Genomic DNA, 23,512 nt, shown 5'->3' with positions numbered 1-23,512 from the left:
CCCCGCACGAACGGTGAAGGCGAGTCCGGCTATTCCGGGCGAATGGCGGTGACTTCACCCGCGTTGCCCTGAACGGTCAGGTCGAACTCGACGCGATCCCCGACAGCGGCTTGCTGTACCACGGCGGGGTCTGCCGTGAAGCTCATCGTCATCGCTGGCCAGCCGACCGCCGGAATAGCCTCGTGATTGATCGTCACGGTGCCGGCCGCCGCATCCACGGCGGTGACCACGCCCGCGCCGCTGCCGGATCTGGAGCCCGCAGCAGGGGATGTCGCCGTGTCCGTCGCGCCGGCCGCGGAAGCCGTGTCGACGGGAGCGGCAGCGTCCGGTTCGGCGGCCGGGTCTGCGGGTTGGCCGCAGGCCGATAGCATCATGACCGCGCCGGCGAGTGCGATAAAGGTTCGAGTCATGGAGTCGCTCCTTGGGTTGAGAGGGTCGAACGGGCCTTGCGGCGCCTGAGGAGAAGATAGCCCGCCGGGATAACGAGCATCGAGAGCAAAGGCGCGGTGATCATGCCTCCGATCACCGGCGCGGCGATCCGGCTCATTACTTCCGAGCCCGCGCCGTGGCCGATCAGAATCGGAAACAGGCCCGCGAGGACAACGGCGACCGTCATGGCCTTGGGCCGGACCCGCAGCAGGGCGCCTTCGCGAACGGCGTCTTCGACCTGTCCGCGATCGGGGTCGGCTCCGCGATCCTTCAATGCGTGCTTCAGATAGATCAGCATCACCACGCCGAACTCGGCCGAGAGGCCGGCCAGGGCGATGAAGCCGACGCCGGTGGCGACGGACTGGTGAAAGCCGAGTAGATAGAGCAGCCAGATCCCCCCGGTCAGGGCGAACGGCAGGGTGGCCATGATCAGCAGGGCTTCGTCGAAGCGCCCGAAGGTCAGGTAGAGCAGGATGAAGATGATCGCCAGCGTGGCCGGGACAACGATCCTGAGCCGCGCGGTCGCCCGTTCGAGATATTCGAACTGGCCCGAGTAGGCGATGCTCACGCCAGGCGTGAGGGTGACATCGCTGGCCACCGCTCGACGCAGATCCGCGACGACCGAGGCCAGGTCGCGTCCCCGCACGTCGACATAGACCCAGGTGGTCGGCCGGCCGTTCTCGGACTTCAGCATCGGCGGCCCGTCGGCGACCCGCAGATCGGCGACGGTGCCCAGGGTGATCTGCTGGCCTGAAGGCGTCAGGATCGGCAGGGCTCGCAGCTGCTCCACGCTGTCCCTCAACTCGCGCGGATAGCGCACGCTGATGGGATAGCGCGCCACGCCCTCCACGGTCTGGCCGATGGTCTCGCCGCCGATCGCGCCGGAGACGATCGACTGCACATCGGCGATGTTGAGCCCGTACCGGCCCGCCGCGTCGCGGTCGATGTCGATATCGATGTAACGGCCGCCCGTCAGCCGCTCGGCCAGCGCCGAGCTCACGCCTGGCACGGATCGGGCGATCTCTTCGACCTCGGCGGCGATGCGGTCGATCTGACCGAGGTCAGCGCCGGACACCTTGACGCCGACCGGGCTCTTGATGCCCGTCGCCAGCATGTCGATGCGATTGCGGATGGGCGGAACCCAGACGTTGGACAATCCCGGCACCTGAACCGCGCGGTCGAGCTCCTCGACCAGCTTCTCCGGAGTCATGCCGTGGCGCCATTCATCGCGCGGTTTGAACTGAATGGTGGTCTCAAACATTTCCAGCGGAGCCGGATCCGTCGCGGTTTCCGCCCGGCCCGCCTTGCCGAACACGGTCGCCACTTCCGGCACCGTGCGGATCATGCGGTCCGTCTGCTGCAGCAGTTCCGCGGCCTCGGCGGCGGACAGGCCGGGCTGTGCGGACGGCATGTAGAGCAGGTCGCCTTCATCCATCGCCGGCATGAACTCGCCGCCCAGCTGACTCAACGGCCAGGCCGTGGTCGTGAAGGCCGCGAGGGCGATCAGCAGGGTCCGCTTCGGATATCTGAGCACCCAGTCCAAAGGTCCGCAATAGGCATGTGTCAGCCAGCGATTGATCGGATTGCTCCGCTCCGCCGGTATCCGCCCGCGGATCAGATAGCCCATCAGCACGGGGACGAGGGTGATCGACAGGATCGCGGCCGCCGCCATCGCATAGCTCTTGGTGAAGGCCAGAGGCGCGAACAACCGGCCTTCCTGCGCCTGCAGGCTGAACACGGGGATGAACGACAGGGTGATGATCACCAGGCTGAGGAACAGCGCAGGCCCGACCTCGACGGCGGCCTCGGTGATCACGGCCCAGCGGGTTTCGCCGTCCAGCCTGTCGTCAGGATGATCGTGCTCCCATCGCTCGATGTGCTTATGGGCGTTCTCGATCATGACCACCGCCGCATCGACCATGGCCCCGATGGCGATGGCGATCCCGCCCAGCGACATGATGTTGGCGTTCACCCCCTGCACATTCATGACCAGGAAGGCCGCCAGCACGCCGAGCGGCAGTGTCAGGATGGCGACAAGCGCGGATCGCGCGTGCCAGAGGAACAGGCCGCAGACCAGGGCGACGATGAGGAATTCCTCGATCAGCTTGCCGCTCAGGTTCTCGATCGCCCGATCGATGAGCCGGGACCTGTCGTAGGTGGTCACGACCTCGACGCCCGGGGGCAGTCCGGCCTTGAGCGTCTCGAGCTTCTCGGCGACGGCGGCGATCGTTGACCGCGCGTTCCCGCCGGACCGGAGGATGACGACGCCGCCGGCGACCTCGCCCTGCCCGTTCAATTCGGCGATCCCGCGCCGCATCTCCGGACCGATCTGAACCGTGGCGACATCGCCGAGCCGGATCGGAACCCCGCCGGCCGCGGTGCGGAGCGGTATGGCCCGGAAGTCCTCCAGCTCGGTCAGATAGCCGTTGGCGCGCACCATATACTCGGCCTCGGCAAGCTCCAGCACGGACCCGCCCGTTTCGCCGTTGGCGCGCTGGATGGCCTCCACCGCGGCCTGATGGGTCACGCCGTACGCGGCGAGCCGGACGGGGTCGAGCACCACCTGATACTGCCGCACCATGCCGCCCAGGCTGGCGACCTCCGCCACGCCCGGCACGGTCTTCAGCTCGTAGCGGAGAAACCAGTCCTGCAGGCTGCGCAACTGCGCCAGATCGTGGCGGCCGGTCCGATCGACCAGGGCGTACTCATAGACCCATCCCACGCCGGTGGCGTCGGGACCCAGCGCCGGTTGGACCGTGGCCGGAAGCCGCGCTTGAACCTGGTTCAGATATTCCAGCACCCGGGACCGGGCCCAGTAGAGATCGGTCCCGTCCTCGAAAAGCACATAGACGAAGCTGTCCCCGAAAAAGGAGTAGCCCCGCACCGTCCGCGCGCCGGGCACCGACAGCATGGTCGTCGCCAGCGGATAGGTGACCTGGTTCTCGACGATCTGGGGCGCCTGGCCCGGGAAGTTGGTGCGGATGATGACCTGCACATCCGACAGGTCCGGCAGGGCGTCGACCGGCGTGCTTCGCACCGCCCACAGGCCGGCCGCGAGCAGGGCGAAGGCGGCCATCAGGACGAGGAAACGCCCCTTGACCGAGGCGCGAATGACGGCAGTGATCATTGCGCGGGCCTCGCGCGCGCAGCGGACGCCGCCGGCCCGCCGGCGACCGACCGGCCTTCGGCCAACGGCGCGGCGGCGGCCCGTTCGACCTCCCCGATCGGCCGGGCCGCGACCCCCGACATATTGGCTTCGGAGTCGATCAGGAACTGGCCCGACGCGACGATCCGTTCGCCCTCCCTGAGGCCGGCGAGAACCTCGGTCCGGCCGCCGGCTTCCCGTCCGATGCGGACCTCCGCCGCCTGAAAGCGGCCTTCCGGGAGGGCGAGCATGACGAGGTCACGCTCGCCGGTCCGGATCACCGCCTCGGTCGGCACGAGCAGAGCCGAGGTCGAACCGCCGCCGAAGGTGATGCGGCCGAACATGCCGGGCCTGAGACGCCCTCCCCGACTGTCCATTTCTATTCGCGCGGTGACCGTACGGCTATCGCCGACGAGCTCCGGCAACAGGGCGGTCAGGCGGCCGGTGAAGCGCTCGCCCGGGAATGCGGCCAGGGTGACCGCGACGGATTGCCCGACCCGCAGCTGGCCCGCCAACGCCTCCGGAATGGCGGCGTTGAGCCAGACGGTCGTCAGGCCGTTGATTTCGGCCAAGGTCGCGCCCTGAGCCACGCTCATGCCCGAACGCACGCCCAAGGTCTTGACCACGCCGCCGGCGGGCGCCGTGATCGTGATGGTGTTTCGCGCCCGCCCGCTGCGCTCGATCGCGGCGATCAACGCCTCGGACATGCCCAACAGGACCAGTCGCTGCCGCGCCGCGCGGATCAGGGACGTATCGCCGGTGCGTCGCACCGCCAGATATTCGGCCTGGGCGCCGCCCCAGGACGGGATGAGCAGGTCCACCAGGGGCGCGCCGGCGGCGATCACATCGCCCGGCGCGCGATCGTAGACCCTTCGCACGAATCCGTCCGCGCGCGCCTGGACCACGGCGATGTCGCGCTGGTTGAAGTCGATGACGGCGGTGGCCTCGGCATCGGCCTCCAGCACGCCGCGACGCACGAAGGCGAACCGGGCGCCCAGGTTCTGGGTCAGCGACGGATCGATGCGGACGCCAGCCCCCGAACCCACCTCGTCCGCGTATTTCGGGATGGTGTCCATGTTCATGGACGACTTGCCTGGCCCCGGATACCGTTCGTTCGGGACCATTGGATCGTACCAGTAGAGCACCTTCCGCTCCGTAGCGGCGTCATTCGCCCCGCTTCCCGTCCGCTGGGAGATCAGGACGCCCGCGCCGGCCCCGATGGCGACCAGCAGGAGCGCCGCGGCCGCCATCGCCAGACGCTTGTCGCCAAATCCGGTCATCTGTCACCCCCATAGGTCAGGCTGATCTCGACGGCGCCCCGAACCGCCGCCGCTTCCTTGTCCAGCACGTCGAGCCGGGCCTCCGCCACGGCGGTGAAAGCACGGATGATGTCGCCGATCCCGATGCGGCCGGCGGCATAGGCCGCCGTCTCCAGGTCTGATTGCTGCACCACAGCGGGCAGCACCACGTCCCGCGCCCGGATCCACAGGTCCTGATCGGTCGCCTGCCGGGCCAGGGCGCGCCGCAGATCGGCTTCCAGGCGTCGCCGCGTCGCATCGCGCTCCGAGCTCACTCTCAGCGCGTCGGCCGCCCGGGCGGCGATCAAGGATTCCTGACGTTCTCTCTGAAAAAGCGGCAGACTGACGCTGGCGCCCACGGACACCATGTCTCCGAACCGGGGATCGCGACGTTGATAGCTGGCCTCCACCGACCAGTCCGGCCGGCGGCCGGCGCGCGCCAGATCCAGTTCGGCGTCGGCGCGACGTCGCTCGGCGGCGTAGGCCCGGAGCGCCGGCAAATCCTCGAGTCCCGCTCGCAGACGCGTGGGATCGAGTCCCGCCCGGGGCGGCTCTCCCTGCGTGCTCGCCGCCGGATCGCCGGTCCAGCGGGTCAGCTCGGCCCGGGCCGCGTCCCGATCCGCGAGGAGCCGGCTCCGGCGGTCGTCCAGGGCCGCCTTCAGCTGGATCGGGATCAGGGCGGCGGCCGGCCGTTCGGAGCCCGAGGCCACGCCGGACGGGGCCGCCTCCCAGAGGGGTTGCAGGGTCGCCAGAATCTGATCGACGACCGCCAGCTTGCGGTCCGCGTAGTAGAGGTCGATCCAGGCCACGCCGGCCGCGATCCGAACCTCCCGCAGGGCGGTGGCCTCATCCGCCACGGCGACGCCGACGGCGGCCTCGGCCAGGTCCCGCTCCGCCCGGCGGCGCGCCCGGCTCGGCAGATCCTGCTCGACCCCGATCCGCAGGGCGGTGAAATCGTCCTCGCCGAACTGGCCCGCCAACGGCCCAGTCACCGGAAAACCGTCGAGGCCGAATTTGAGACGCGGATCCGGCAGACGCCCGGCGGCGGGCGCGGCGGCCCGAGCCGCGTCGACGCCCAGAGCGCTGGCTCTCAGGCGCGGCGCATCGCTGGCGGCGCGGGCCAGAGCCTCGTCGAAGGTCTGAGGATCGGCGCGGGCCGGCGCGGTCCAGAGTGCCACCACGAGGACTGCCGACAGTGGCCACGGCCGGTGAACGGCGCCCAACCAGCAAGGCCGCCGCACGCGTCGCGGCAAGGGAACGGCCGAAAGACGGCGCACGACAGAGGCCGCCGTGCCGAAGCGAATGATCATGAGAATTCTCGATAACCGCCGCGTCCACCTCGCGGCGTGACGCAGGCGCAGACCTCAGTCGATCGGCGGACGCCGCGAAGCGGTGCGCGGCTTTCCGATCAGCGAAAGCAGTCTACGACAGCGGTTTGGGCGGACTCTTCAGTGGAAGCGGACCCGCGCCTTCCAGCGCGACATCGACCTCGGCGAACGATTTCGCCCCCGACCCGAGCGGATGCTCGATCGCCGGCGCGGGCGGCATCGGCGAGGCGACGGCGGCGCAGCCCATCTTGGCGATGCAATCCGGCGTCATCTTGCTGCACGGGCCTTCGGCGTCGTCGACGGCTTCGTCCGCCATGTCCATCATCTCGGCGCAGTCCGCCTCCGGCATTGCCGCCGTCGCCTCGAACACCTGAACCGGAGTGGCGTGCGCCGACGACTGGCCGATGAACCCGGCCACCGCGAGGGCGAACAGAAGGACGCGGACAATATTCCACATGGCGGCCGAGATAGGCGCTTCGAGGCCCTTCGAGTCAAGACGCGACCGCGCCGGACGGCGCGCGCCGTCCGCTTCAGTCGCGACCATGACGAACGCCCTTCATCGCCGTCCGTCGGGAGCATGATCGACCGCAGAAGAGCCGCTCCAGTGGCGCTTCAGCGCAGACCCGCTTACGCTGGGAGGGAAGATTCAGGATCTGAGAGGATGGCGTGCCGGACAGACTTCGAGACCTCATCGCGCAATGGCGTAACGATCCCTCGGCGACCTACCAGACCTGGTTCCTGTGGGATGAACGGCTGAAGAATTTCCGGTCGATCCGCCGGGGCATCGGCCAGGTAGTCGAGGAGATCGAGACGGGCCGCTTCGGTGTCGCCTATCGCGGCTCGTCCCTGGAGACCATCGTCCATTCCGTCGCCGAGCAGCGACAGATCTTCAAGGGCGCCGACCACGCCTTTCTGTGGAAGCCCAAGTTGAGGATCCCCGACATCTACGAGAACCCGGCGAACCAGCGCGCCTTCGGCCGCCTGCTGCATCATTGCAGCGGCTGTTCCACAGCCGACGAGATTCTCTCCGGCATCCGCACGATCGATCAACTCAAGATCAAGGGCCTCGGGCCGGCCGTCGCCAACCTGATCTATTTCCTGCACCCCACGCATGCGCCCCCGTTCAACACCGCCATCGTCAACGGTTACAACGCGATCACCGGCTCGAAGGTGAAGCTCGGCAGCTGGGAACATTATCTGGCCATGCGGGAGGGCCTCCTGGCGCTGAACGCCCGATATCGTGACCTTCTGTCGAACGATCTGGGCGCCCTCGCGGGATTCCTGTTCGATGTCGGGTCAGGGCGGTATCCGGCGCCGCCCCCCGCCGGTGACGCGCTCTCGCGCCAGGGGTGGGAAGAACGGCTCGCCCAAGCCCGCGCGGAAGCCCTGAAGTTCGAGAAGGCGACGGCGCAGCAACGCGAGACGGATCGCACGCACACGGAAATCCAGGCCTGGCTTCGTGATCTGGGACGCGCGCTCGGCTATCGGGTCTGGATCGCCGCCAACGACCGGAGCCGGCTCCATGACGGCGCGCGTCTCGGCGAGGGCTGTCTCGATCAACTTCCGACGGCGCTGGCGAACGGCGCTGGCGCCGAGTCGATCCGTCTGATCGACGTCCTCTGGCTCGATGCCTCGCCGGATCGCGTAGCGGCGGCCTTCGAAGTCGAGCACTCCACCACCATCTATTCCGGCGTGGTGCGCATGCTGGATCTGGCGCTCTCGGGTGAACTCCACACGTCCGCCGGTCTCTTTCTGGTGGCGCCGGACAGCCGGGAAGGCGATGTCCGGGCCCAGCTCCAGCGGCCGGCTTTCAGCCGGATCTCGGACCTGGACGTCCGATATCTGCCCTATGGGGAGTTGGACCGGCACCGGGGATCGATCGCGCGCTTCGGCTCCGACCTGCGAGGCCTGACCGAAATCTCTCACCGCCTGACCTGACCACCCGCCCGCGCCCGGGCGCAACCCGCATCAACTCGAACCGCCCGTCCGCCGAGACGCCCGGAAAGCCTTCAGATCACGCGCCAGGCGGATCCATAGCAGGATGATCCCGGTGATCACGATGCTCAGGGTGAGGAAGGTCGTGATGATGATCAGCGGATGGTTGAAGTTCTCGCCGGTCTTCCAGTCCATGATGTGGAGCCGCCAGAAGAAGTCATAGAACCGCCAGACGCCCGAGCGGCGCGTCACGACCTCTCCGGTGGCCGGCGACAGATAGAAGGTCGTCCGTTCGCGGTCGGCGAAATCGACCCTCCAGAGCGGTCCTGTCCGGCCGGTTTCCTGAGGCGCCATGGCCAGCAGCACGGCGTCGGACACCTTCGCCTCGCCCTTGTAGCCCGTCCGGGCGAACGCCGAGGCCTCGCCAGCGGACATCGGCCCGAACGGAAGGCCCGTGACGGCGGACACGACGACGGGCTCTCCGTCCGCCGGTTTCAAAGTCCAGGCGGGTCCGCGCGGCGTCGTGCGCAGCTCCGCCTCGACAGGGGCCACGCCCGCGCGACGGGCCACGACGGCGAGGGTCGGAAGAGCTCCAACCTCAAGCAGAGCCGGCTTGAGTTCGGCCGCGCGATGTTCGCTACGCACCGTCTCGATCGGAATGACGGTCATGACCAGACCGCCGCCGACCCAGAACAGAACCTGCAGCCCCACCACGAGGGCGACCCATTTGTGAAGCTGGGTCGACAGCCTGAGAACCTTCATGGAACGAACCCGACTAGCCGTGACGCGCGAAGACGCGTGTGCCGCCGCCCTCGAGGATCAGCAGGGTCTCATAGGGCTCGCGCTGGCCGTCCGGCGTCTCCATGCCCGGCGACCCCAGGGGCATCGCCGGAACCGCCAGGCCCACGGCCTTGGGACGCTCGGCCAGAAGCCGTCTCACGTCCTCGGCCGGCACATGGCCCTCCAGAACATAGCCCCCGATCAGGGCGGTGTGACAGGACGCGAGGGCTTCGGGCACGCCTTGGGTGCTGCGGATCGAGCGGAGACTGGGAAGCTCGCTGATCCGCGCCTCGAAGCCCGCGGCGCGCATGTGATCCACCCAGGCCGTGCAACAGGCGCAGGTCGGCGTCTTGTAGACGGCGAGCTCGTTCGACGCGCGACCGACCGGGGCGCAGGCCGCGACCGCCAGGGCGCCCGTTCCCATGGCGATGAGACTGCGGCGTGAGAGTGGAATGGACTGGGACCCCATGAGACCTCAAGAAAACGATGTGCAAACGGCGCTGACCGTCGCGGTCGCGCTCAGGCCGCCGGACGGAAAGGCCGCGCCGAGGAATGATAGATGTCGAACCTCCACTCGTCACCTCGCTTGCGCAGGACGCTGGTCGCGGCGCCGCGGCGTTCTATGGGAGCTCGCGCGCCGTCCTTGAAGGTGATGTGGTAGGTGTAGGTCTCGCTTACGAAGGCCGTATCGCCATCGACCTCGATCTTCATGTCGTGGTCGCGGAAGTCGAACCCAGCGAGATCGGCGAACTCAGGACCCAGATGGTGCTCCAGATAGTAGGCGAACGATCCCTCCACGCCGCCGTTCTCGAAGATTTCGGAGTCGGACCAGAACAGGGCCGGCGTCTGCGACACATCCATCCGCTCGATGGCGGTCTTGTAGGCGGTGACCACGGCGCGGACCTGTTGTTCGTCCGCGGTCTGGGCCTGCGAGGCGGTGGCGAGGAGAGCGGCGACCGCCAGTCCGGCGAAGGTTGAACGAAACATCGTGGGCGAGGCTCCTGTTTGCCGGCCGCGAAAGGTGTGTCGGACGGGCGTGGGTGAAAAAACGAGAAGGTTGAACGACGGCGCGGCCTTCAGAACATCAGATGTCTCACGCCGTGGGTCAGCATGCCGCCCAAGAGGCCGTTGATCACGACGGCGACGGCGGTGAGCGTCAACAGGCCGATGTAGACTCTCTCGCGCCCGGGCCCCGGCCGGCGGACCCAGTGCTCCTTCGCCCACCAGCTGAGGAGGCCCAGCGCGGCGATCGAAGTGCCGAGCCATCTGTGAGAGGCGTGGGTCGCGTCGTCCCGTCCCGGCATCCCCATGGCGAACCAGCCCAATGCCACTGCGCCGACCGCGGAGATGGCCGCCAAGGCGATGATGACGCGCGTGCCCTGGGTCAGGACCGGACGCCGGAGGGTCAGGGCGGCGATCTCGAGGAGGGCGGCGACGAGGAACAGGGCGATCGGAAAATGCACCGCGGCCGGGTGCATGGCGCCGAGCCAGCGGTACAGGCGCTGCGGCATGGGTTTCGGACCCTCGTCCGCCATCATGGCCCCGTGGTCCATGTCGGCCGCCATGCCGGGCATGGCCGTCATGTCCGATTGCGGCCCCTCGGCGGTCGATGCGGCGCTCTGGCCGCGAACCGCCGGGGCGTCATGATCCTCGTGCGCGATCGCGGGCGCGCTCACCGACAAGGCGAGCGCGAGTCCCAATGCCGGGAAAAATCCGCGTGATGTCATAAACCCTCTCCACTCCAGTCCCTTCTGCTATCTACGCAGCGCGAGGTCCGCCCCCTCGCCCGAGGGATGTCACGGTCTTGGCCGTAGTAGGATGTAGGGGCGCAAGGAGAGTGTTCGATGTCGCTTAAACTGGATGACATTCTGGCCGAGTCCGCGATGACGCCCATCGGCCGGTCGCTCGACGGGCTCGAACCGCTGGTCTGGAGCCGGGTCGAGACGCTTCGCGGCGAAAGACTGGCCACGCAGGTCCGTCTCGGCGCGGTCGCCGTGGCCCTCGCCACCGGTCTGACGGCGGGCGGCGTCGGCGCGGCCGCCGCGCCGAGCCCGCCGGGAGAGATGGCCATCTTCACGGTCGATGCGGGCCTGTCGCCTCTGGTGAGACTGGAAACCGGGCGGTGATGCGCGGCTGGCGCGCGATCGTCCTGACGGCCGTGCTGGCGGCCGTCGCCAGCGGCGCGGGCACCTGGATCAGCGCCAGCTGGGTGCTGAGCCGGCGCGAGCCGCCGTCCCTGCACGACATCGTGCACCACGATCTCAAGCTGTCGCCTGACCAGTTGACGCGCATCGAGGCGGTCGAGGCCCGGTTCGCAGCGCGTCGGCCCGCGCTCGAAGCCGATGTCCGCGCGGCCAACCTCGAGCTGGCGCGCGCGATCGAACAGAGCGACGGCGACGGTCCCCCGGTTCAGGCCGCGGTCGACCATTTCCACGTCGCCATGGGCGCCCTTCAGAAGGAGACGATAGCCCACGTCTTCGAGATGCGGTCGGTGCTGACCCCTGCCCAGGCCGAGGTCTTCGACGACCGCATCGTGGCGGCTCTCGCGCCCGACGAAGGCTAGCGTTCCGGGTGGAGAGTCCAGCGAACCTGTCAGCGCGCGCCGCCGGCGGCGATCGGGCGGCCTTCGGCGCGCTGATGCAGCAGACCAAGACGGCCCTGTTCCGCTTCGTCCGGCGCTATGTCGGCGACGAACAGGATGCGTGGGATCTGTTGCAGGAGACCTATGCGGCGGCGTGGATCAACATCCGCCGCTATGACCCGACCCGGCCCTTCGAAGCCTGGATCCGGACCATAGCGCTCAACAAATGCCGGGACTGGAGCCGCCGCCGGTTCGTCCGACGCCTGATCCGGGGCGACGTCGATCTGGCATCGCCGGAAGCCTTGGCCGTGGCGAACGGCGACGAGCCGGCGGATGAACGGATGGAGGCCGGCGACCGACTCGCCCGTCTGAACGAGGCGATCAGCCTTTTGCCGCCGCATCTCAAGGCCCCGCTGCTGCTCACCGCGATCGAGGGGCGCAGCCAGGCGGAAGCGGCCGAAATTCTCGGCGTGACCGTCAAGACGGTGGAGACGCGCGTGGCGCGCGCCCGTCGCAAGCTGTTCGATGTCCTGGGCGGCGCGGGCGACGTCCCGCCGGCTCCGAAATGACGCGGATGAAGGCCGGACGGCGAGGGCTGCGGCGCTCGCCCGCGTAAACCAGTATGAAGGCGTCGATGGAAATACCTGACCGTCGCCCTCTTATCAGGAGCTTGCCACATGAGATTGCCGATCCTCGCCGCGGCCGCGGCGGTCACCCTGGGCGCCTGCCAGCCCGCCGCCGAGCCTCAACCGGTGGACGCCGAGCCGACGCCGGACGCTTCAGCGATGGCTCCGATGGAAGCCGTGCCGGCCGCAACCCCCGAGTCGACGCCGCCGCAGGCCGCCACGCCCGCCCCTGCCGCATCAACCCCGGCCGCGCCTCCCAAGGCATCGGCGCCCCGCCCGGCCCCCCGGCCCGCGCCCGCGCCAGAGCCGACACCGCCGCCTGCCGATCCGATGGCCGGCCATGACATGTCGAAGATGGACGGCATGACCATGCCGCCCAAACAGTAGTTCGCTTGAAGTCCAGGAGTTTTCGATGAACCGTTCAATACTCGCCACTCTCGCCGCCCTCGCGGCCTTCGCTCCTCTGTCGGCCGCCCAGGCCCAGAGCCAGTCGCATGCCGGCATGTCGGCGCAGGACCACGCCGCCATGCAGGCGCCGGCCAATGGCGTGGCGACCACTCCGGCGGACAACGCCATGCTGTCCTCCGCCCCGACCACCTTCTCGGCGACTTTCCCGCACGCCATGGTCCTGACGTCCCTTCGCCTGACCGGCGGACCGTCGAACCAGGCGGTCGATGTGGCCCTGTCAGCGGAGGCTGCACCCGCGGTCACCGTCAGCGCCCCGCTTCCGGCCCTCGCGCCCGGCACCTACGCCGCCGCCTGGACCGCGAAGGGCGCCGACGGCCATCAGATGAACGGCGTCGTCCGTTTCATGGTTCACTGAGGAGGCGGCCTCCCGCCTCCTGAGGGGCCGAAACCGAGGTGGGGAACGCCGCGCGGCTCGCCGCGCGGCGCTTTTCTTGCGCGATCGGATCGTCGATCTGGCGCACCTCGATCGCGGGCGGCTTAAAAGCGACGCGGCGGTATCCCGCACGCCGAACCCTTCATTCACGCTGAGTGTGAAGCGCAGGCAGACAACGCGCCAGGCCCGTCAAGGTCCTGACCACCACGTCGGCGTCGCTGCGACGGGGTTCGGCCTCAAGGGCCCGTTCCGGATCATACAGCACGGTCCGACAGCCCAGAGCCTTGGCCGGACGGATGTCCCATTCGAGGCTGTCGCCGATCACGCAGACCTCGGGGGCCTCGACGGCCAGGGCGGCGAACGCACGCCTGAACGCGTCGGGAAAGGGCTTTCCCACGCCGACTTCGCCCTCGATCTGAATGTGATCGAAATACGGTTCGAGACCGAACCGTTCGATCTTGGCGCGCTGCAACGGTCCGGCGCCGTTGGTGAGAAGCGCGAGGCGATAGCCCGCGTCGCGCAAGTCGAGCAGCAGGGCCTCAGCCCCCGCCTCGAGCCGCATCTCTCCGTCCCGCCGCCGGCTGAAGGCGTCGGCGAGGCTCGAGACCGTTTCGCAAGCCGGTGCGGGATGGCCTTCCCGAAGCAGGGTCTCGAAGGCCGCTGTCGCGATGAGGCGCCGCGCGTGTCGTGGGTCGGCGCGACCCAACTCATGACACCGCGGGTCGCGCCAGAACGCCTGCCCGGCCCGCGTGAGCGCCTGCGCCGCGATATCCGAGCGAGGCCGCCCAGCTCGGCTTGCATCATCAAGCAGACGCTCCGCCAGGCCAGATCCGGCCGGCGGTAGGCCGAGAGCAGGGTGTCGTCGAGGTCGATGACCACGGCCGAGAGGGGCCGCGGCCTCACCGAGACCTCCCCGTCCTTTCCAGCCGCCGAGACCGGGGACGCCGCGCCTCGGCGACGATCCGCGACCGCCTATCGGGGCCAAGGATCAGACGAGGCCCGCCGCCGCCGACCTTCGCTAGAACCACGTCCGGATGCCGACGACGAGGCGCGTGTCTTCCGAGCTTCGCCCATCGGCTTCGAGGAAGTCCGCCGTATTCCCGAAGCTCTTGGTCCATTCCAGGCCGACATAGGGGGCGAACTCCTTGTGGAATTCGTACCGCAGCCGAGCCCCGATCTGGAGCGACGTCAGGCCGGATCCAATCCGGAGCTCGGGGATATCCTCGGCCGACAGCACGACTTCAGCGCGAGGCTGCACGATCCAGCGGTTGGTGATCCGCTGATCGTATTCGGCCTCCGCCCTCGCCGTGAGTTCACCCTTGTTGGAGAGGAAGGCCGCCGCATCGACCTCGAACCAGTAGGGCGCGAGGCCCTGAACGCCCACGACCAGATCGGTTCGATCGCCCTCCGGACGGTAGGTCTGTCGCAGACCCGTCTGGAAGTCGAAGAAGGGCCGGAACGCACGGCTGTAAAGGGCCTGGATCTCGGCTTCCTCGACCTCGCCGTCGAAGTCGCCCTCGACTTCCGACTTCCACCAGAAGCGGTTGATGTCGCCGCCGGTCCAGCCCTGCGCGTCCAGCGCGTAGCCTTCTTCGCCGTCTCCGAAACTCGCTTCGAGCTGGTCAATGATCACCGCGGTGGTCCGCACGTCGCCATTCTCGACGCGAAGCTGTTCGCGGGCCGCCGCCATCTCCGCGGGATCGAACAGGGTATCGGCGGCGTGAGCGGGGCCGCTGGTCGCCCCGGGCGGAAGGGGCATTTCCGGAGGGCGTCCCGGGTTGTCCGCGCTGGTCGGCACGTCGGGCGGCATCGCCATGGCCGACATGTCATGACCCGGGGGCATCTGCCCCATGGTCGACATGTCATGTCCCGCCGGCATGGCCGACGCGGGCGCGGTCTGCCGCATCGTCGACATGTCGTGCCCGGCGTGGGGATCCGGCTGAGCGGCGGCAGCCGGCTGTTGGCCGCTCTGCATGGTCGACATGTCATGTCCCGCCGGCATGGCCGGCGCCGGCGCGGTCTGGCCCATCGTCGACATGTCATGTCCGGCGTGGGGATCCGGCTGACCGGCGGCGGCCGGCCGCTGGCCGCTCTGCATGGTCGACATGTCGTGGCCCGCCGGCGTGGCCGGCGCGGGCGCGGTCTGCCGCATCGTCGACATGTCGTGCCCGGCGTGGGGATCCGGCTGACCGGCGGCGGCCGGCTGTTGGCCGCTCTGCATGGTCGACATGTCATGTCCCGCCGGCATGGCCGGCGCGGGCGCGGTCTGGCCCATCGTCGACATGTCGTGCCCGGCGTGGGGATCCGCCGACGCCGGCGCGCGCTCGGGCACGGCGCCGGTCGGGCAGACCGGCGCCCCGGGCGTTCCGACGCGGGACGGATCCGCCGTCGGCGCGCCGCGCCGGACGCAACCGGCGGGCAGCTGGACGGCGGTCTGGACGGCGTTAGCCGCCGCGCCGTGCCCGGCGTGGCTCTGGGCGAACACCGGGCCGGCCGAGGCCGCGAGGAGCAGAGGGACGAGACCCACGGACCGACGGATCATGACGAGGCTCCTGACATCGGGCGGACGGTGACGACGTTGAACATGCCCGCGTGCATGTGCATCAGCATGTGGCAGTGGAAGGCCCAGTCGCCCGGTGCGTCGGCGGTTAGATCGAAGGTCACCTTGCCGCCGGGGGCGACGTTGACGGTATGCTTGAGCGGCTGATGCCCGGCCGGTCCGCCCGTGACCAACTCAAAGAAGTGGCCATGCAGGTGGATTGGGTGAGCCATCATGGTGTCGTTGACGAGGGTCACCCGCACTCGCTCATTGCGCTCGAAACGGATGGGCTCGACCAACTCACTGAACTTGCGGCCGTCGAAGCCCCACATGAACCGCTCCATATTACCGGTCAGGTGGATTTCCATCGTGCGCGACGGGGGGCGCTGGTCCCTGTTGGGGACTAGCGACACCAAGTCGGTATAGACCAGCACCCGGTGCGGGACGTCTTCCAGCCCCATCGGCCGTTCACCCAGGCGATTGGCCGGATCCATGGCGATGGCGTCTACGCCGACGCCAACCGCCATGTCTGGCGGAGCGTTTTCAGGGTCGCGCATGTTCATTCCGCTCATGGACATGCCGCCCATGTCTCCCATCGGAGCCCCGCCTTGCGTCGAGGCTCCATGATCCATGCCGGTCATCGCGCCATGATCCATTCCGGACATGCCGTCCATCGAACCGTGATCCATTCCGCCCATGCCCATGTCGCGCATGGTGAGGTTCGGGACCTCGCGCAGGGGAGGGACCTCGGCGGTCATGCCCAGGCGCGGAGCAAGGGTCGCCCGCCCCATGCCGGAACGGTCAATGGCTTCCGACACGATGGTGTAGGCCCGGTCCTCGGTCGGCTGGACGATGACGTCGTAGGTCTCGGCGACTGAAATCTGGAACTCGTCCGTCTCGACCGGGCGCACGTTCTCGCCGTCGGCCTGCACCACGGTCATCGGCAAGCCCGGGATGCGAACGTTGAAGATGGACATGGCCGAGGCGTTGATGATGCGCAGCCGCACCCGCTCGCCGGGCCGGAACAGGCCGGTCCAGTTCTCCTGCGGCCCATGGCCGTTGATCAGATAGGTGTAGGTCGATCCGCTGACGTCGAGGATGTCGCGCGGGTCCATCCGCATCTGGCCCCACATGCGCCGTTCCTCCAGGCTCATGCGGTCCTCGCCGGAGAAGAGGCCCGCCAGGGTCGTGCGCTGCCGGTTGAAGTAGCCGGGGCTCTTCTTCAGCTTGTCGAGGATTTCGTGCGGATGCATGAAACTCCAGTCCGACAGGACCAGCACATGCTCGCGGTCGTAGGCGACCGGATCGGCGCCGGCCGGATCGATGACGATCGGCCCGTAGTGGCCGAGCGCCTCCTGCAGGCCGGAGTGGCTGTGATACCAGAAGGTGCCGGACTGCCTGATCGGAAACTCGTAGACGAAGGTCTCGCGCGGCTTGATGCCTGGGAAGCTGATCCCGGGCACCCCGTCCATCTGGAAGGGTAGAAGAATCCCATGCCAGTGGATCGAGGTGTCTTCGTCCAGGGTGTTCGTCACCGCCAGACGGACGTTCTGGCCTTCGCGCAGCCGCAACACCGGCGCCGGCAGCACGCCGTTGATGGTCGTGGCCGTCGCGGTGCGCCCGTTCACGGTGAAGGGCGTCTGACCGATGGTCAGATCGATATTCGGCCCAGTCAGGGTAGGCAGGTCCGACCGCAGCCCCGGCGAGCCCGTCTGCGCCCAGGCGGGCATCAGGCCCTGCAAGGCGGCGAGACCGCCGCCCGCGACGGCGCCGCGCAGCAGCAGTCGACGATCCAGCTTCATAAGATACTCCTCAAAGTCAGAACCGCGCCTCGGCGAGGCGACGATCTATATGGTTTTACGCAGGCGACCCGGTCGGCCCTCGCGACACGCTGCCGCAGAGCCGACCGGGCCGGAAACTCCCGTCGCCTAGCGCTGGATCAGCGCCTCGCCAGGATGGCTTTCATCTGGGCGATCTCCCTCTCCTGGGAGCTGACGATCTCCTCGCACAGACCCAGCACTTCCGGATCCGTCAGCGAGGCCTGCTGACACATCAGGATGGCGCCGGAATGGTGCGGGATCATCGATTTCAAGAACTCGGTGTCGCCCACCGCCGCCTGGGTCCGCATGCCGTAAAAGCTCACCGCGAACACCAGGGCGGCGGCTCCGCCGATCAGAAGGTTGGTCCGTTTCGACGGATACATCGATCGCATAAAGATCAGCATGAGGATGGCCATCGGCGACACCATCATCAGCGTCATGTAGACGTTGTTGAGGTTGAAATAGAAGTGATTGAGGGACGCGATCATCGTGTACATCACCAGGTACATGATGATGAAATCCACGATGAGCTCGACGCCGAAGGAACGGTAGCTCCCCTTCATCGAGTCCATCGTCTTCATCTTTGAGTCCATCGTCTTCATCTTTTCCATGGATCGGTCCTTTCGCGACAACGCTCTTCAATCACATTCCGATCGCCAATCAGGCAGCGCCGGCCGGATGGGAGTCCAGCCAGGCGCGCAACTCGGCGATGTCGGCGGTCTGCATCTCGATCGTTTTCTGCGCCATGCGCCGGATGTCGGCGTCCTGACTTTCGCGCAACACCACCTGGGCCATGTCGAGGGCGCCCTGGTGATGCGCGATCATCTTGCGAGCCCAGGTCTGGTCCGTGTCGGCCCCGGTCGCGGCCATCATGGCGTCCTTCATCTCGGCCTCGGCCGTCGCGTATGGATTTTCCGCGCTTCCGCCTGGAGCCGCCGCGCCGGCGGCGGCGCCCACGTTCGTTTCAAGCCAGCGCCGCAGCTCGGCGATGTCGCCGGGCTGCATCTCGATGGTCTTCTGGGCCATGCGACGGATATCCGCGTCCTGTGTGTCCCTCAGCACGATCTCGGACATGTCCAGCGCGCCCTGGTGGTGAGGGATCATCTTGCGGGCCCATGTCTCGCCCGCATCCGCGCCCATGGCGGACATCATGGCCTCGTGCATCTTGGCCTCGGCGGCGGAGAACGGAGTCTGCGCCATGGCCATCGGCTCCTGCGTCTGAGCCGAGGCTTCGGCCTCCGTGTTCGCCGGCGGTTCCGCCGACGGGCTGCAGGCCGCCAGAACGAGAGCGGAACAGCCGGCGACCAGGAGAGACGTGCGGGTGAAAGTCGGGATGAGCATAGGGCGTCTCCGCTTGAGGGGGTCGCCGGCGGATCGCCGGACGGCCAGACGAACGATGCGTCCGACAACGCTGCGGCGGGTGCGAGTTTGGTCCCTTGCCCCGACTGCCCACGCCGGACATCGTCCAGCGTAATCCAGCCCCGGCGCCACGGTTCCGCCGTGATTAAATATTCCCGAACGCCGTTGGATCAGGCGAGGGATCGGTCGCCGGAATGCGTATTGGCGCCCCCCCGCGGCTCTCGTCTGCGACGGCTTTCTGGCCAGGGGACATCCATCAGAGTCGGACGGCCCGGAGCCGCAGCGCGTTGGCGATAACACTGACGGAGGACAGGGCCATCGCCAACGCCGCCAGGGCCGGCGACAACAGAAGGCCGAAGACCGGGTAGAGCAGTCCCGCCGCGATCGGAATGCCGAGGGTGTTGTAACCGAAGGCGAAGACCAGGTTCTGACGGATGTTGCTCATCACCGCCCGGGACAGTTTGCGCGCCCGGACGAGGCCCTGGAGATCGCCTCCCAGCAGGGTGACGCCGGCGCTTTCGATCGCCACGTCCGACCCGGCCCCCATGGCCACCCCCACGTCGGCGGCGGCCAGGGCCGGGGCGTCGTTCACACCGTCGCCGGCCATGGCGACGATCCGACCCTCCGCTCTCAGCCGCTCGACGACCGCCGCCTTGTCCTGAGGCAGGACCTCGGCCTGGACGTCGTCTATGCCGAGCCGGCGCGCCACCGCCTCGGCCGTCGTGCGGTTGTCGCCGGTCATCATCACCAGACGCAGCCCCGACGCCTTCAGATCGCGGATGGCCTCGGCGGTGGTCGCCTTGACCGGATCGGCGATGCCCAGCACGCCGGCCGCAGCCCCGTCCACGGCCACGAAGATGGCGGTGGCGCCCTCCTGGCGAAGCGCTTCGGCCTCGACCTCCAGCGTCCCCACGTCGACGCCGATCTCGGCCAGATAACGGCTGTTGCCGAGCGCCACGCGGCGGCCGTCGACGACCCCGGTGACGCCGCGCCCGACGGGGCTGTCGAAGTCCGACGCCTCGGACAGAACCAGATTTTGGTCGCTCGCCGCCCGAACGACGGCGTCCGCCAGCGGATGCTCGCTGCTCCGCTCAAGACTGGCGGAAAGTCTCAGAAGCTCGGCCTCGTCGAACCCATCGGCTGGCCGGACGGCCGTCACCGAGGGGTGCCCCTCCGTCAGGGTGCCGGTCTTGTCGAGCACTAGGGTGTCGACCTTTTCGAAGCGCTCCAGCGCCTCGGCGTTCTTGATCAGCACTCCGGCGTGGGCTCCGCGCCCCACCCCGACCATGATGGAGATGGGCGTGGCGAGCCCCAGGGCGCAGGGACAGGCGATGATCAGGACCGAAACCGCCGCGACGAGCGCGTAGGAAAGCCGCGGTTCGGGGCCGGCGAGCCCCCACACGACCGCGGCCAGAACCGCGATGCCGATCACCGTAGGGACGAACCAGCCCGAGACTTTGTCGGCTAACCGCTGGATCGGGGCGCGGCTGCGCTGGGCCTGGGCGACCATCTGGACGATCTGGGCCAGCAGGGTGTCGGCGCCGACCTTGTCGGCCCGCATCACGAACGATCCCGTCTTGTTGAGCGATCCGGCGACGACCCTGTCGCCGATGTCCCGGGTCACCGGCATCGACTCCCCCGTCACGAGGGACTCGTCGAGGGTCACCCGCCCATCCAGAATCTCGCCGTCGACCGCCACCTTCTCGCCGGGACGGACGCGCAGCCGGTCTCCGACCGCGACCAGGTCGAGGGTGACGTCCTCGTCCCCGCCGTCGTCGCGAACCCGCCGGGCGGTCTTAGGGGCGAGGTCGAGCAGCGCGCGGATGGCCCCTGACGTCTGCTCGCGCGCCCGAAGCTCCAGGATCTGGCCGACCAGCACCAGGACGGTGATGATGGCCGCCGCCTCGAAATAGACCGGCGCGCTGCCGTCCATCCGCCGGACCGCCGCCGGGAACAGATGCGGCGCCAGCACCGCGACCACGCTGTAGATCCAGGCCGCGCCGACGCCGATGGCGATCAGGGTGAACATGTTGAGGCTGCGTTTGCGGAGGGACGCCCAGCCCCGCTGAAAGAACGGCCAGCCGGCCCACAGGACGACCGGCGTCGCCAGGGCGAACTGGATCCAGTTGGAGGTCTGGCCCGGAATCCGCATCGCCAGCCCGGTCAGATGGCCGCCCATTTCGAGCGCGAAGACCGGCAGCGTCAGAACCGCGCCGATCCAAAGGCGGCGGGTGAAGTCGATCAGTTCGTGATTGACCGGCGCCTCCGCGGTGACCGTCTCCGGCTCCAGCGCCATGCCGCAGATCGGACAGGAGCCGGGTCCCTCCTGGCGCACCTCCGGATGCATCGGACAGGTGTAGATCGCACCGGGCGTGACGGGAGCCGGTTCGGGCCGCTCGCCGAGATAGCGATCCGGATCGTCCACGAATTTGGTCCGGCAGCCCGCCGAACAGAAGACATACTCCTCCCCCGCGTGGGCGGCCCCATGCGCCGTGGTCGCCGGATCGACGGTCATGCCGCAGACCGGATCGATCGCCTGGGCGCCGGCTTGAGGCGTCTTGTTCGAACAACAGCCGTGACCGGCGGGATGGGAATGGGATGACGTAGCCATGACGGCTCCTCAGACAACCTCACTAACAAATATACTCCACAGGGGTATCGCGCAAGGTGTGACGGTGAGGTAGGATCGAACGGTCGGAACGAGGAACAGGATGCAGACCGAGATCAAGCCGAAGGTGTTGAACCGCCTGAGCCGCATAGAGGGACAGGTGCGTGGTCTTTCCAGAATGGTCGAGGAGGACCGCTACTGCATCGACGTCCTGACCCAGCTCCAGGCCGTTCGGGCGGCGCTGTCGCGTGTCGAGGGCCAGGTCTTGAAGGACCACATGGATCACTGCGTCATGGGCGCGATCGCGGGTGACGATCTCGCCGACCGCAAGGCCAAGGCGTCCGAACTGATCGAACTTCTCGGCCGCGCTTCCCGCTAGCCGGGGACGGACTCCCGGCGTTTGGTCGCCAGGCCCGGCGGTCGGCCTGGACATCCTCTCGTCTGGCTGAGGGACATGACATGTCTTGGGGGCGGCCTCACCCAGAGCCGCAGCGGTCCAGGCTGGCAAACCGGCCGAGGGCATGCCGAGCCCCGAGCCAGACTTGGACGTCCCGTATGACCGGCCGGCCCCGTCTGGCGTCGCGCATGAGGGATGTTCCCGCCCGATGCGTATCTCAATATGGCGGCGGTGCTGATCCGCCGCCCTTGGGGGGCCATCGCGAATGACATCCGTACCGCCGACCCGAGACGGCTATCCCGCCGATCTCAGGGCCCTGACCAGTCTGCGCGCCTTCCTCGCCTTGGGGGTGGTGCTGTTCCATTATCAGCTCCAATGGGATCCGGCCCTGGGCTTCAGCCCGATCATCGAGCGAAGCCGGCTGGCGGTGGACGCCTTCTTCATGCTGTCGGGCTTCATTCTGGCGCACGTCTACGGTCCGGCCTTCGCGAGCCGCGGTTTCAGTTACCGGCGTTTCATCGTCGCCCGGCTCGCGCGGCTTTATCCCCTGCACGTCGCGGTTCTGACGGGCGCCTTGATCATGGTGCTGGGCGCGACCGCCGCCGGCGTCCGCTTCGACGCCGAGGGCTACGGGCCGCTGGCCTTCTTCCAGACGCTGTTTCTCATCCAGGCCTGGTTTCCGACCGATGCGGAGTTGAACTGGAGCGGCCCGAGCTGGTCCCTGTCGGCGGAATGGTTCGCCTATCTGCTGTTCCCCGCCTACGCCTGGCTGGCCCTCCGTCTGCGAGCGCGGCCGTGGGTGCTGCTGGGGATCGGGGCCGCGGCGTTCGTCGCCGCAGACGCCTTCTACGTCCAGGTTTTCGGGAAGGTTCTTCCGCGAGCTGAGGACTCCCTCGGCATTCTCCGGATCGCCCCGGAATTCCTGGTCGGCATGGCGCTTTACGAACTCGGCCATCGGTGGCGGTGGAACCGTCCTGTGGCCGCCGCGACCGCCCTGTTCACGACCGTTCTGCTGCTGGGCGCGATGCAGCTGTCTCTGGACGACCGCATCATCGTCGCCCTCGCCGCCCCCATGATCCTGACCTGGTCCCAACTCGCGCGCGCGGACTGCGAGGGTCCCCTCGCCTCCCCAGGCCTGGTCTTCGCCGGAGAAGCGTCCTTCGCCCTCTATCTGGTGCACATGCCGGTGATCGTGGCCTGGAAGGGCGTCGTGGCCGAACTGCGCGGCATCGACAGCACCTTCCGCATCACGCCGGTCGAACTGATCGGATTGTTCATCGCCACGGCCCTGATCGCGGCGGCGCTGCATCTGCTCGTCGAAAAGCCCGGCCGAACCTGGATAAGGCGCCGGTTCGACAGGCGTCGCGACGAGCTCGCCCCGGCCGCGCTCAGCCCGCCGGCGCTCCGTGAGCCTGACGACCGCTGAGCCGACCGGTCTCTTCGCCCTTCGCGACGGCCGTCCGCTCGTTGGCGATGACACCGCCGTCGTCGAGAACCGGCCGATCCCGACCTCCGATCGACCCGTCGCGAGGACCTCCGTCGCGGATAAACCGCACCGTCTCCGTTCGGAGATGCGGCTCGGCCACGAAGCCGGCGTCCGCCAGGGCGAGATGCTGTGGCGTCGCGGGCGCGCCGCGCTCAGGTTTCCACCAGCCCTCCGTCGCCGCAGCCTTCGGAAGAAGGCCGCTGATGATGCGTTCGATATCGCGGAACGTTAGCACCACTTCGGTCCGCCTTTGACGCCGCAGATAGGTTGCGAGGGGCGCGTATTTGGCCATGAACCTCTTTTCCTCTCGCCGCCCCGCAGGTCAAGCGCTGCTCGGCCC

The 23,512-nt window shown here is 68.3% G+C and carries 24 protein-coding genes; 8 read left to right on the top strand and 16 right to left on the bottom strand.

Features of this window, described 5'->3' with window-relative positions; translation table 11 throughout:
- Positions 1–29: 29 nt before the first annotated feature.
- From M8231_RS04760 to M8231_RS04740, 5 genes are all read right to left on the bottom strand, one after another.
- Positions 30–410, bottom strand: coding sequence for a copper-binding protein (locus tag M8231_RS04760; RefSeq protein WP_054765341.1), 381 nt, complete (start codon positions 408–410; stop codon positions 30–32).
- Positions 407–3,556, bottom strand: a complete 3,150-nt coding sequence (locus tag M8231_RS04755; RefSeq protein ID WP_054765340.1) for an efflux RND transporter permease subunit — start codon at positions 3,554–3,556, stop codon at positions 407–409. Before M8231_RS04755 ends, M8231_RS04760 begins: the two co-directional genes overlap by 4 nt.
- Positions 3,553–4,854 carry an efflux RND transporter periplasmic adaptor subunit gene (locus tag M8231_RS04750; protein ID WP_082382655.1) on the bottom strand — a complete coding sequence of 434 codons (1,302 nt, stop codon included), beginning with the start codon at positions 4,852–4,854 and terminating at the stop codon, positions 3,553–3,555. Before M8231_RS04750 ends, M8231_RS04755 begins: the two co-directional genes overlap by 4 nt.
- The gene (locus M8231_RS04745; RefSeq protein WP_250202369.1) at positions 4,851–6,050 is read right to left on the bottom strand and encodes a TolC family protein; all 1,200 of its coding nucleotides are present in this window, start codon (positions 6,048–6,050) and stop codon (positions 4,851–4,853) included. The genes M8231_RS04750 and M8231_RS04745 overlap by 4 nt, the downstream gene beginning before the upstream one ends.
- Positions 6,051–6,294: 244 nt before the next feature.
- Positions 6,295–6,744, bottom strand: coding sequence for a hypothetical protein (locus tag M8231_RS04740; RefSeq protein WP_224761380.1), 450 nt, complete (start codon positions 6,742–6,744; stop codon positions 6,295–6,297).
- Positions 6,745–6,866: 122 nt separating this feature from the next.
- On the opposite strand from M8231_RS04740, the gene M8231_RS04735 reads away from it, so the two are divergent.
- The gene (locus tag M8231_RS04735) at positions 6,867–8,138 is read left to right on the top strand and encodes a hypothetical protein (protein WP_054765339.1); all 1,272 of its coding nucleotides are present in this window, start codon (positions 6,867–6,869) and stop codon (positions 8,136–8,138) included.
- Positions 8,139–8,168: 30 nt separating this feature from the next.
- Here the strand turns inward: M8231_RS04735 and M8231_RS04730 are convergent, their stop codons facing one another.
- The 4 genes from M8231_RS04730 to M8231_RS04715 form a co-directional block, all read right to left on the bottom strand.
- Positions 8,169–8,897, bottom strand: coding sequence for a PepSY domain-containing protein (locus tag M8231_RS04730; RefSeq protein ID WP_054765338.1), 729 nt, complete (start codon positions 8,895–8,897; stop codon positions 8,169–8,171).
- 13 nt (positions 8,898–8,910) lie between these two features.
- A complete protein-coding gene (locus M8231_RS04725) occupies positions 8,911–9,339 on the bottom strand; it encodes a DUF411 domain-containing protein (RefSeq protein WP_054765337.1) in 429 nt (142 codons plus the stop codon).
- Positions 9,340–9,434: 95 nt separating this feature from the next.
- A complete protein-coding gene (locus tag M8231_RS04720; protein WP_054765336.1) occupies positions 9,435–9,902 on the bottom strand; it encodes a YybH family protein in 468 nt (155 codons plus the stop codon).
- A gap of 89 nt (positions 9,903–9,991) precedes the next feature.
- The gene (locus tag M8231_RS04715) at positions 9,992–10,642 is read right to left on the bottom strand and encodes a DUF2231 domain-containing protein (RefSeq protein WP_054765335.1); all 651 of its coding nucleotides are present in this window, start codon (positions 10,640–10,642) and stop codon (positions 9,992–9,994) included.
- A 117-nt stretch (positions 10,643–10,759) separates the two neighbouring features.
- Between M8231_RS04715 and M8231_RS04710 the strand changes: the two genes are divergently transcribed.
- From M8231_RS04710 to M8231_RS04690, 5 genes are all read left to right on the top strand, one after another.
- The gene (locus tag M8231_RS04710; protein ID WP_066551049.1) at positions 10,760–11,041 is read left to right on the top strand and encodes a hypothetical protein; all 282 of its coding nucleotides are present in this window, start codon (positions 10,760–10,762) and stop codon (positions 11,039–11,041) included.
- Complete coding sequence (locus M8231_RS04705; RefSeq protein ID WP_054765334.1) at positions 11,041–11,478, top strand: Spy/CpxP family protein refolding chaperone; 438 nt, start codon at positions 11,041–11,043, stop codon at positions 11,476–11,478. Before M8231_RS04710 ends, M8231_RS04705 begins: the two co-directional genes overlap by 1 nt.
- 8 nt (positions 11,479–11,486) lie before the next feature.
- Complete coding sequence (locus tag M8231_RS04700; RefSeq protein ID WP_054765333.1) at positions 11,487–12,065, top strand: RNA polymerase sigma factor; 579 nt, start codon at positions 11,487–11,489, stop codon at positions 12,063–12,065.
- A 108-nt stretch (positions 12,066–12,173) separates the two neighbouring features.
- On the top strand, positions 12,174–12,509 hold the full coding sequence (locus M8231_RS04695) for a hypothetical protein (RefSeq protein WP_054765332.1): 336 nt from the start codon (positions 12,174–12,176) through the stop codon (positions 12,507–12,509).
- A gap of 25 nt (positions 12,510–12,534) precedes the next feature.
- On the top strand, positions 12,535–12,945 hold the full coding sequence (locus M8231_RS04690) for a copper resistance CopC family protein (RefSeq protein WP_066551038.1): 411 nt from the start codon (positions 12,535–12,537) through the stop codon (positions 12,943–12,945).
- A 160-nt stretch (positions 12,946–13,105) separates the two neighbouring features.
- Here the strand turns inward: M8231_RS04690 and M8231_RS04685 are convergent, their stop codons facing one another.
- From M8231_RS04685 to M8231_RS04660, 6 genes are all read right to left on the bottom strand, one after another.
- Positions 13,106–13,669, bottom strand: a complete 564-nt coding sequence (locus tag M8231_RS04685; RefSeq protein WP_250202368.1) for an HAD family hydrolase — start codon at positions 13,667–13,669, stop codon at positions 13,106–13,108.
- 312 nt (positions 13,670–13,981) lie between these two features.
- Entirely contained in the window at positions 13,982–15,505 is a 1,524-nt protein-coding gene (locus M8231_RS04680; RefSeq protein WP_250202367.1) for a copper resistance protein B, read from the bottom strand.
- A complete protein-coding gene (locus M8231_RS04675; RefSeq protein WP_054765329.1) occupies positions 15,502–17,304 on the bottom strand; it encodes a copper resistance system multicopper oxidase in 1,803 nt (600 codons plus the stop codon). The genes M8231_RS04680 and M8231_RS04675 overlap by 4 nt, the downstream gene beginning before the upstream one ends.
- 137 nt (positions 17,305–17,441) lie before the next feature.
- Entirely contained in the window at positions 17,442–17,933 is a 492-nt protein-coding gene (locus tag M8231_RS04670; protein ID WP_224761373.1) for a DUF305 domain-containing protein, read from the bottom strand.
- Between the two features lie 49 nt (positions 17,934–17,982).
- The gene (locus M8231_RS04665; RefSeq protein ID WP_054765328.1) at positions 17,983–18,663 is read right to left on the bottom strand and encodes a DUF305 domain-containing protein; all 681 of its coding nucleotides are present in this window, start codon (positions 18,661–18,663) and stop codon (positions 17,983–17,985) included.
- Between the two features lie 274 nt (positions 18,664–18,937).
- Positions 18,938–21,292, bottom strand: a complete 2,355-nt coding sequence (locus tag M8231_RS04660) for a heavy metal translocating P-type ATPase (protein WP_250202366.1) — start codon at positions 21,290–21,292, stop codon at positions 18,938–18,940.
- Between the two features lie 100 nt (positions 21,293–21,392).
- Here M8231_RS04660 and M8231_RS04655 point away from each other — a divergent pair, with 100 nt between their 5' ends.
- Complete coding sequence (locus tag M8231_RS04655; RefSeq protein ID WP_066551027.1) at positions 21,393–21,668, top strand: metal-sensitive transcriptional regulator; 276 nt, start codon at positions 21,393–21,395, stop codon at positions 21,666–21,668.
- Between the two features lie 283 nt (positions 21,669–21,951).
- A complete protein-coding gene (locus tag M8231_RS04650; protein WP_250202365.1) occupies positions 21,952–23,112 on the top strand; it encodes an acyltransferase family protein in 1,161 nt (386 codons plus the stop codon).
- On the opposite strand, the gene M8231_RS04645 is transcribed toward M8231_RS04650, so the two are convergent.
- Complete coding sequence (locus M8231_RS04645) at positions 23,075–23,464, bottom strand: hypothetical protein (RefSeq protein ID WP_066551023.1); 390 nt, start codon at positions 23,462–23,464, stop codon at positions 23,075–23,077. The genes M8231_RS04650 and M8231_RS04645 overlap by 38 nt on opposite strands.
- Positions 23,465–23,512 lie beyond the last annotated feature (48 nt).

Origin of the sequence: Brevundimonas albigilva, assembly GCF_023573565.1 — a bacterium.
In the GTDB taxonomy this organism is placed as follows: Bacteria; Pseudomonadota; Alphaproteobacteria; order Caulobacterales; family Caulobacteraceae; genus Brevundimonas; species Brevundimonas albigilva.
Note: the sequence above shows the minus strand (reverse complement) of the source record. Positions and strands in the feature narration are given on the sequence as shown.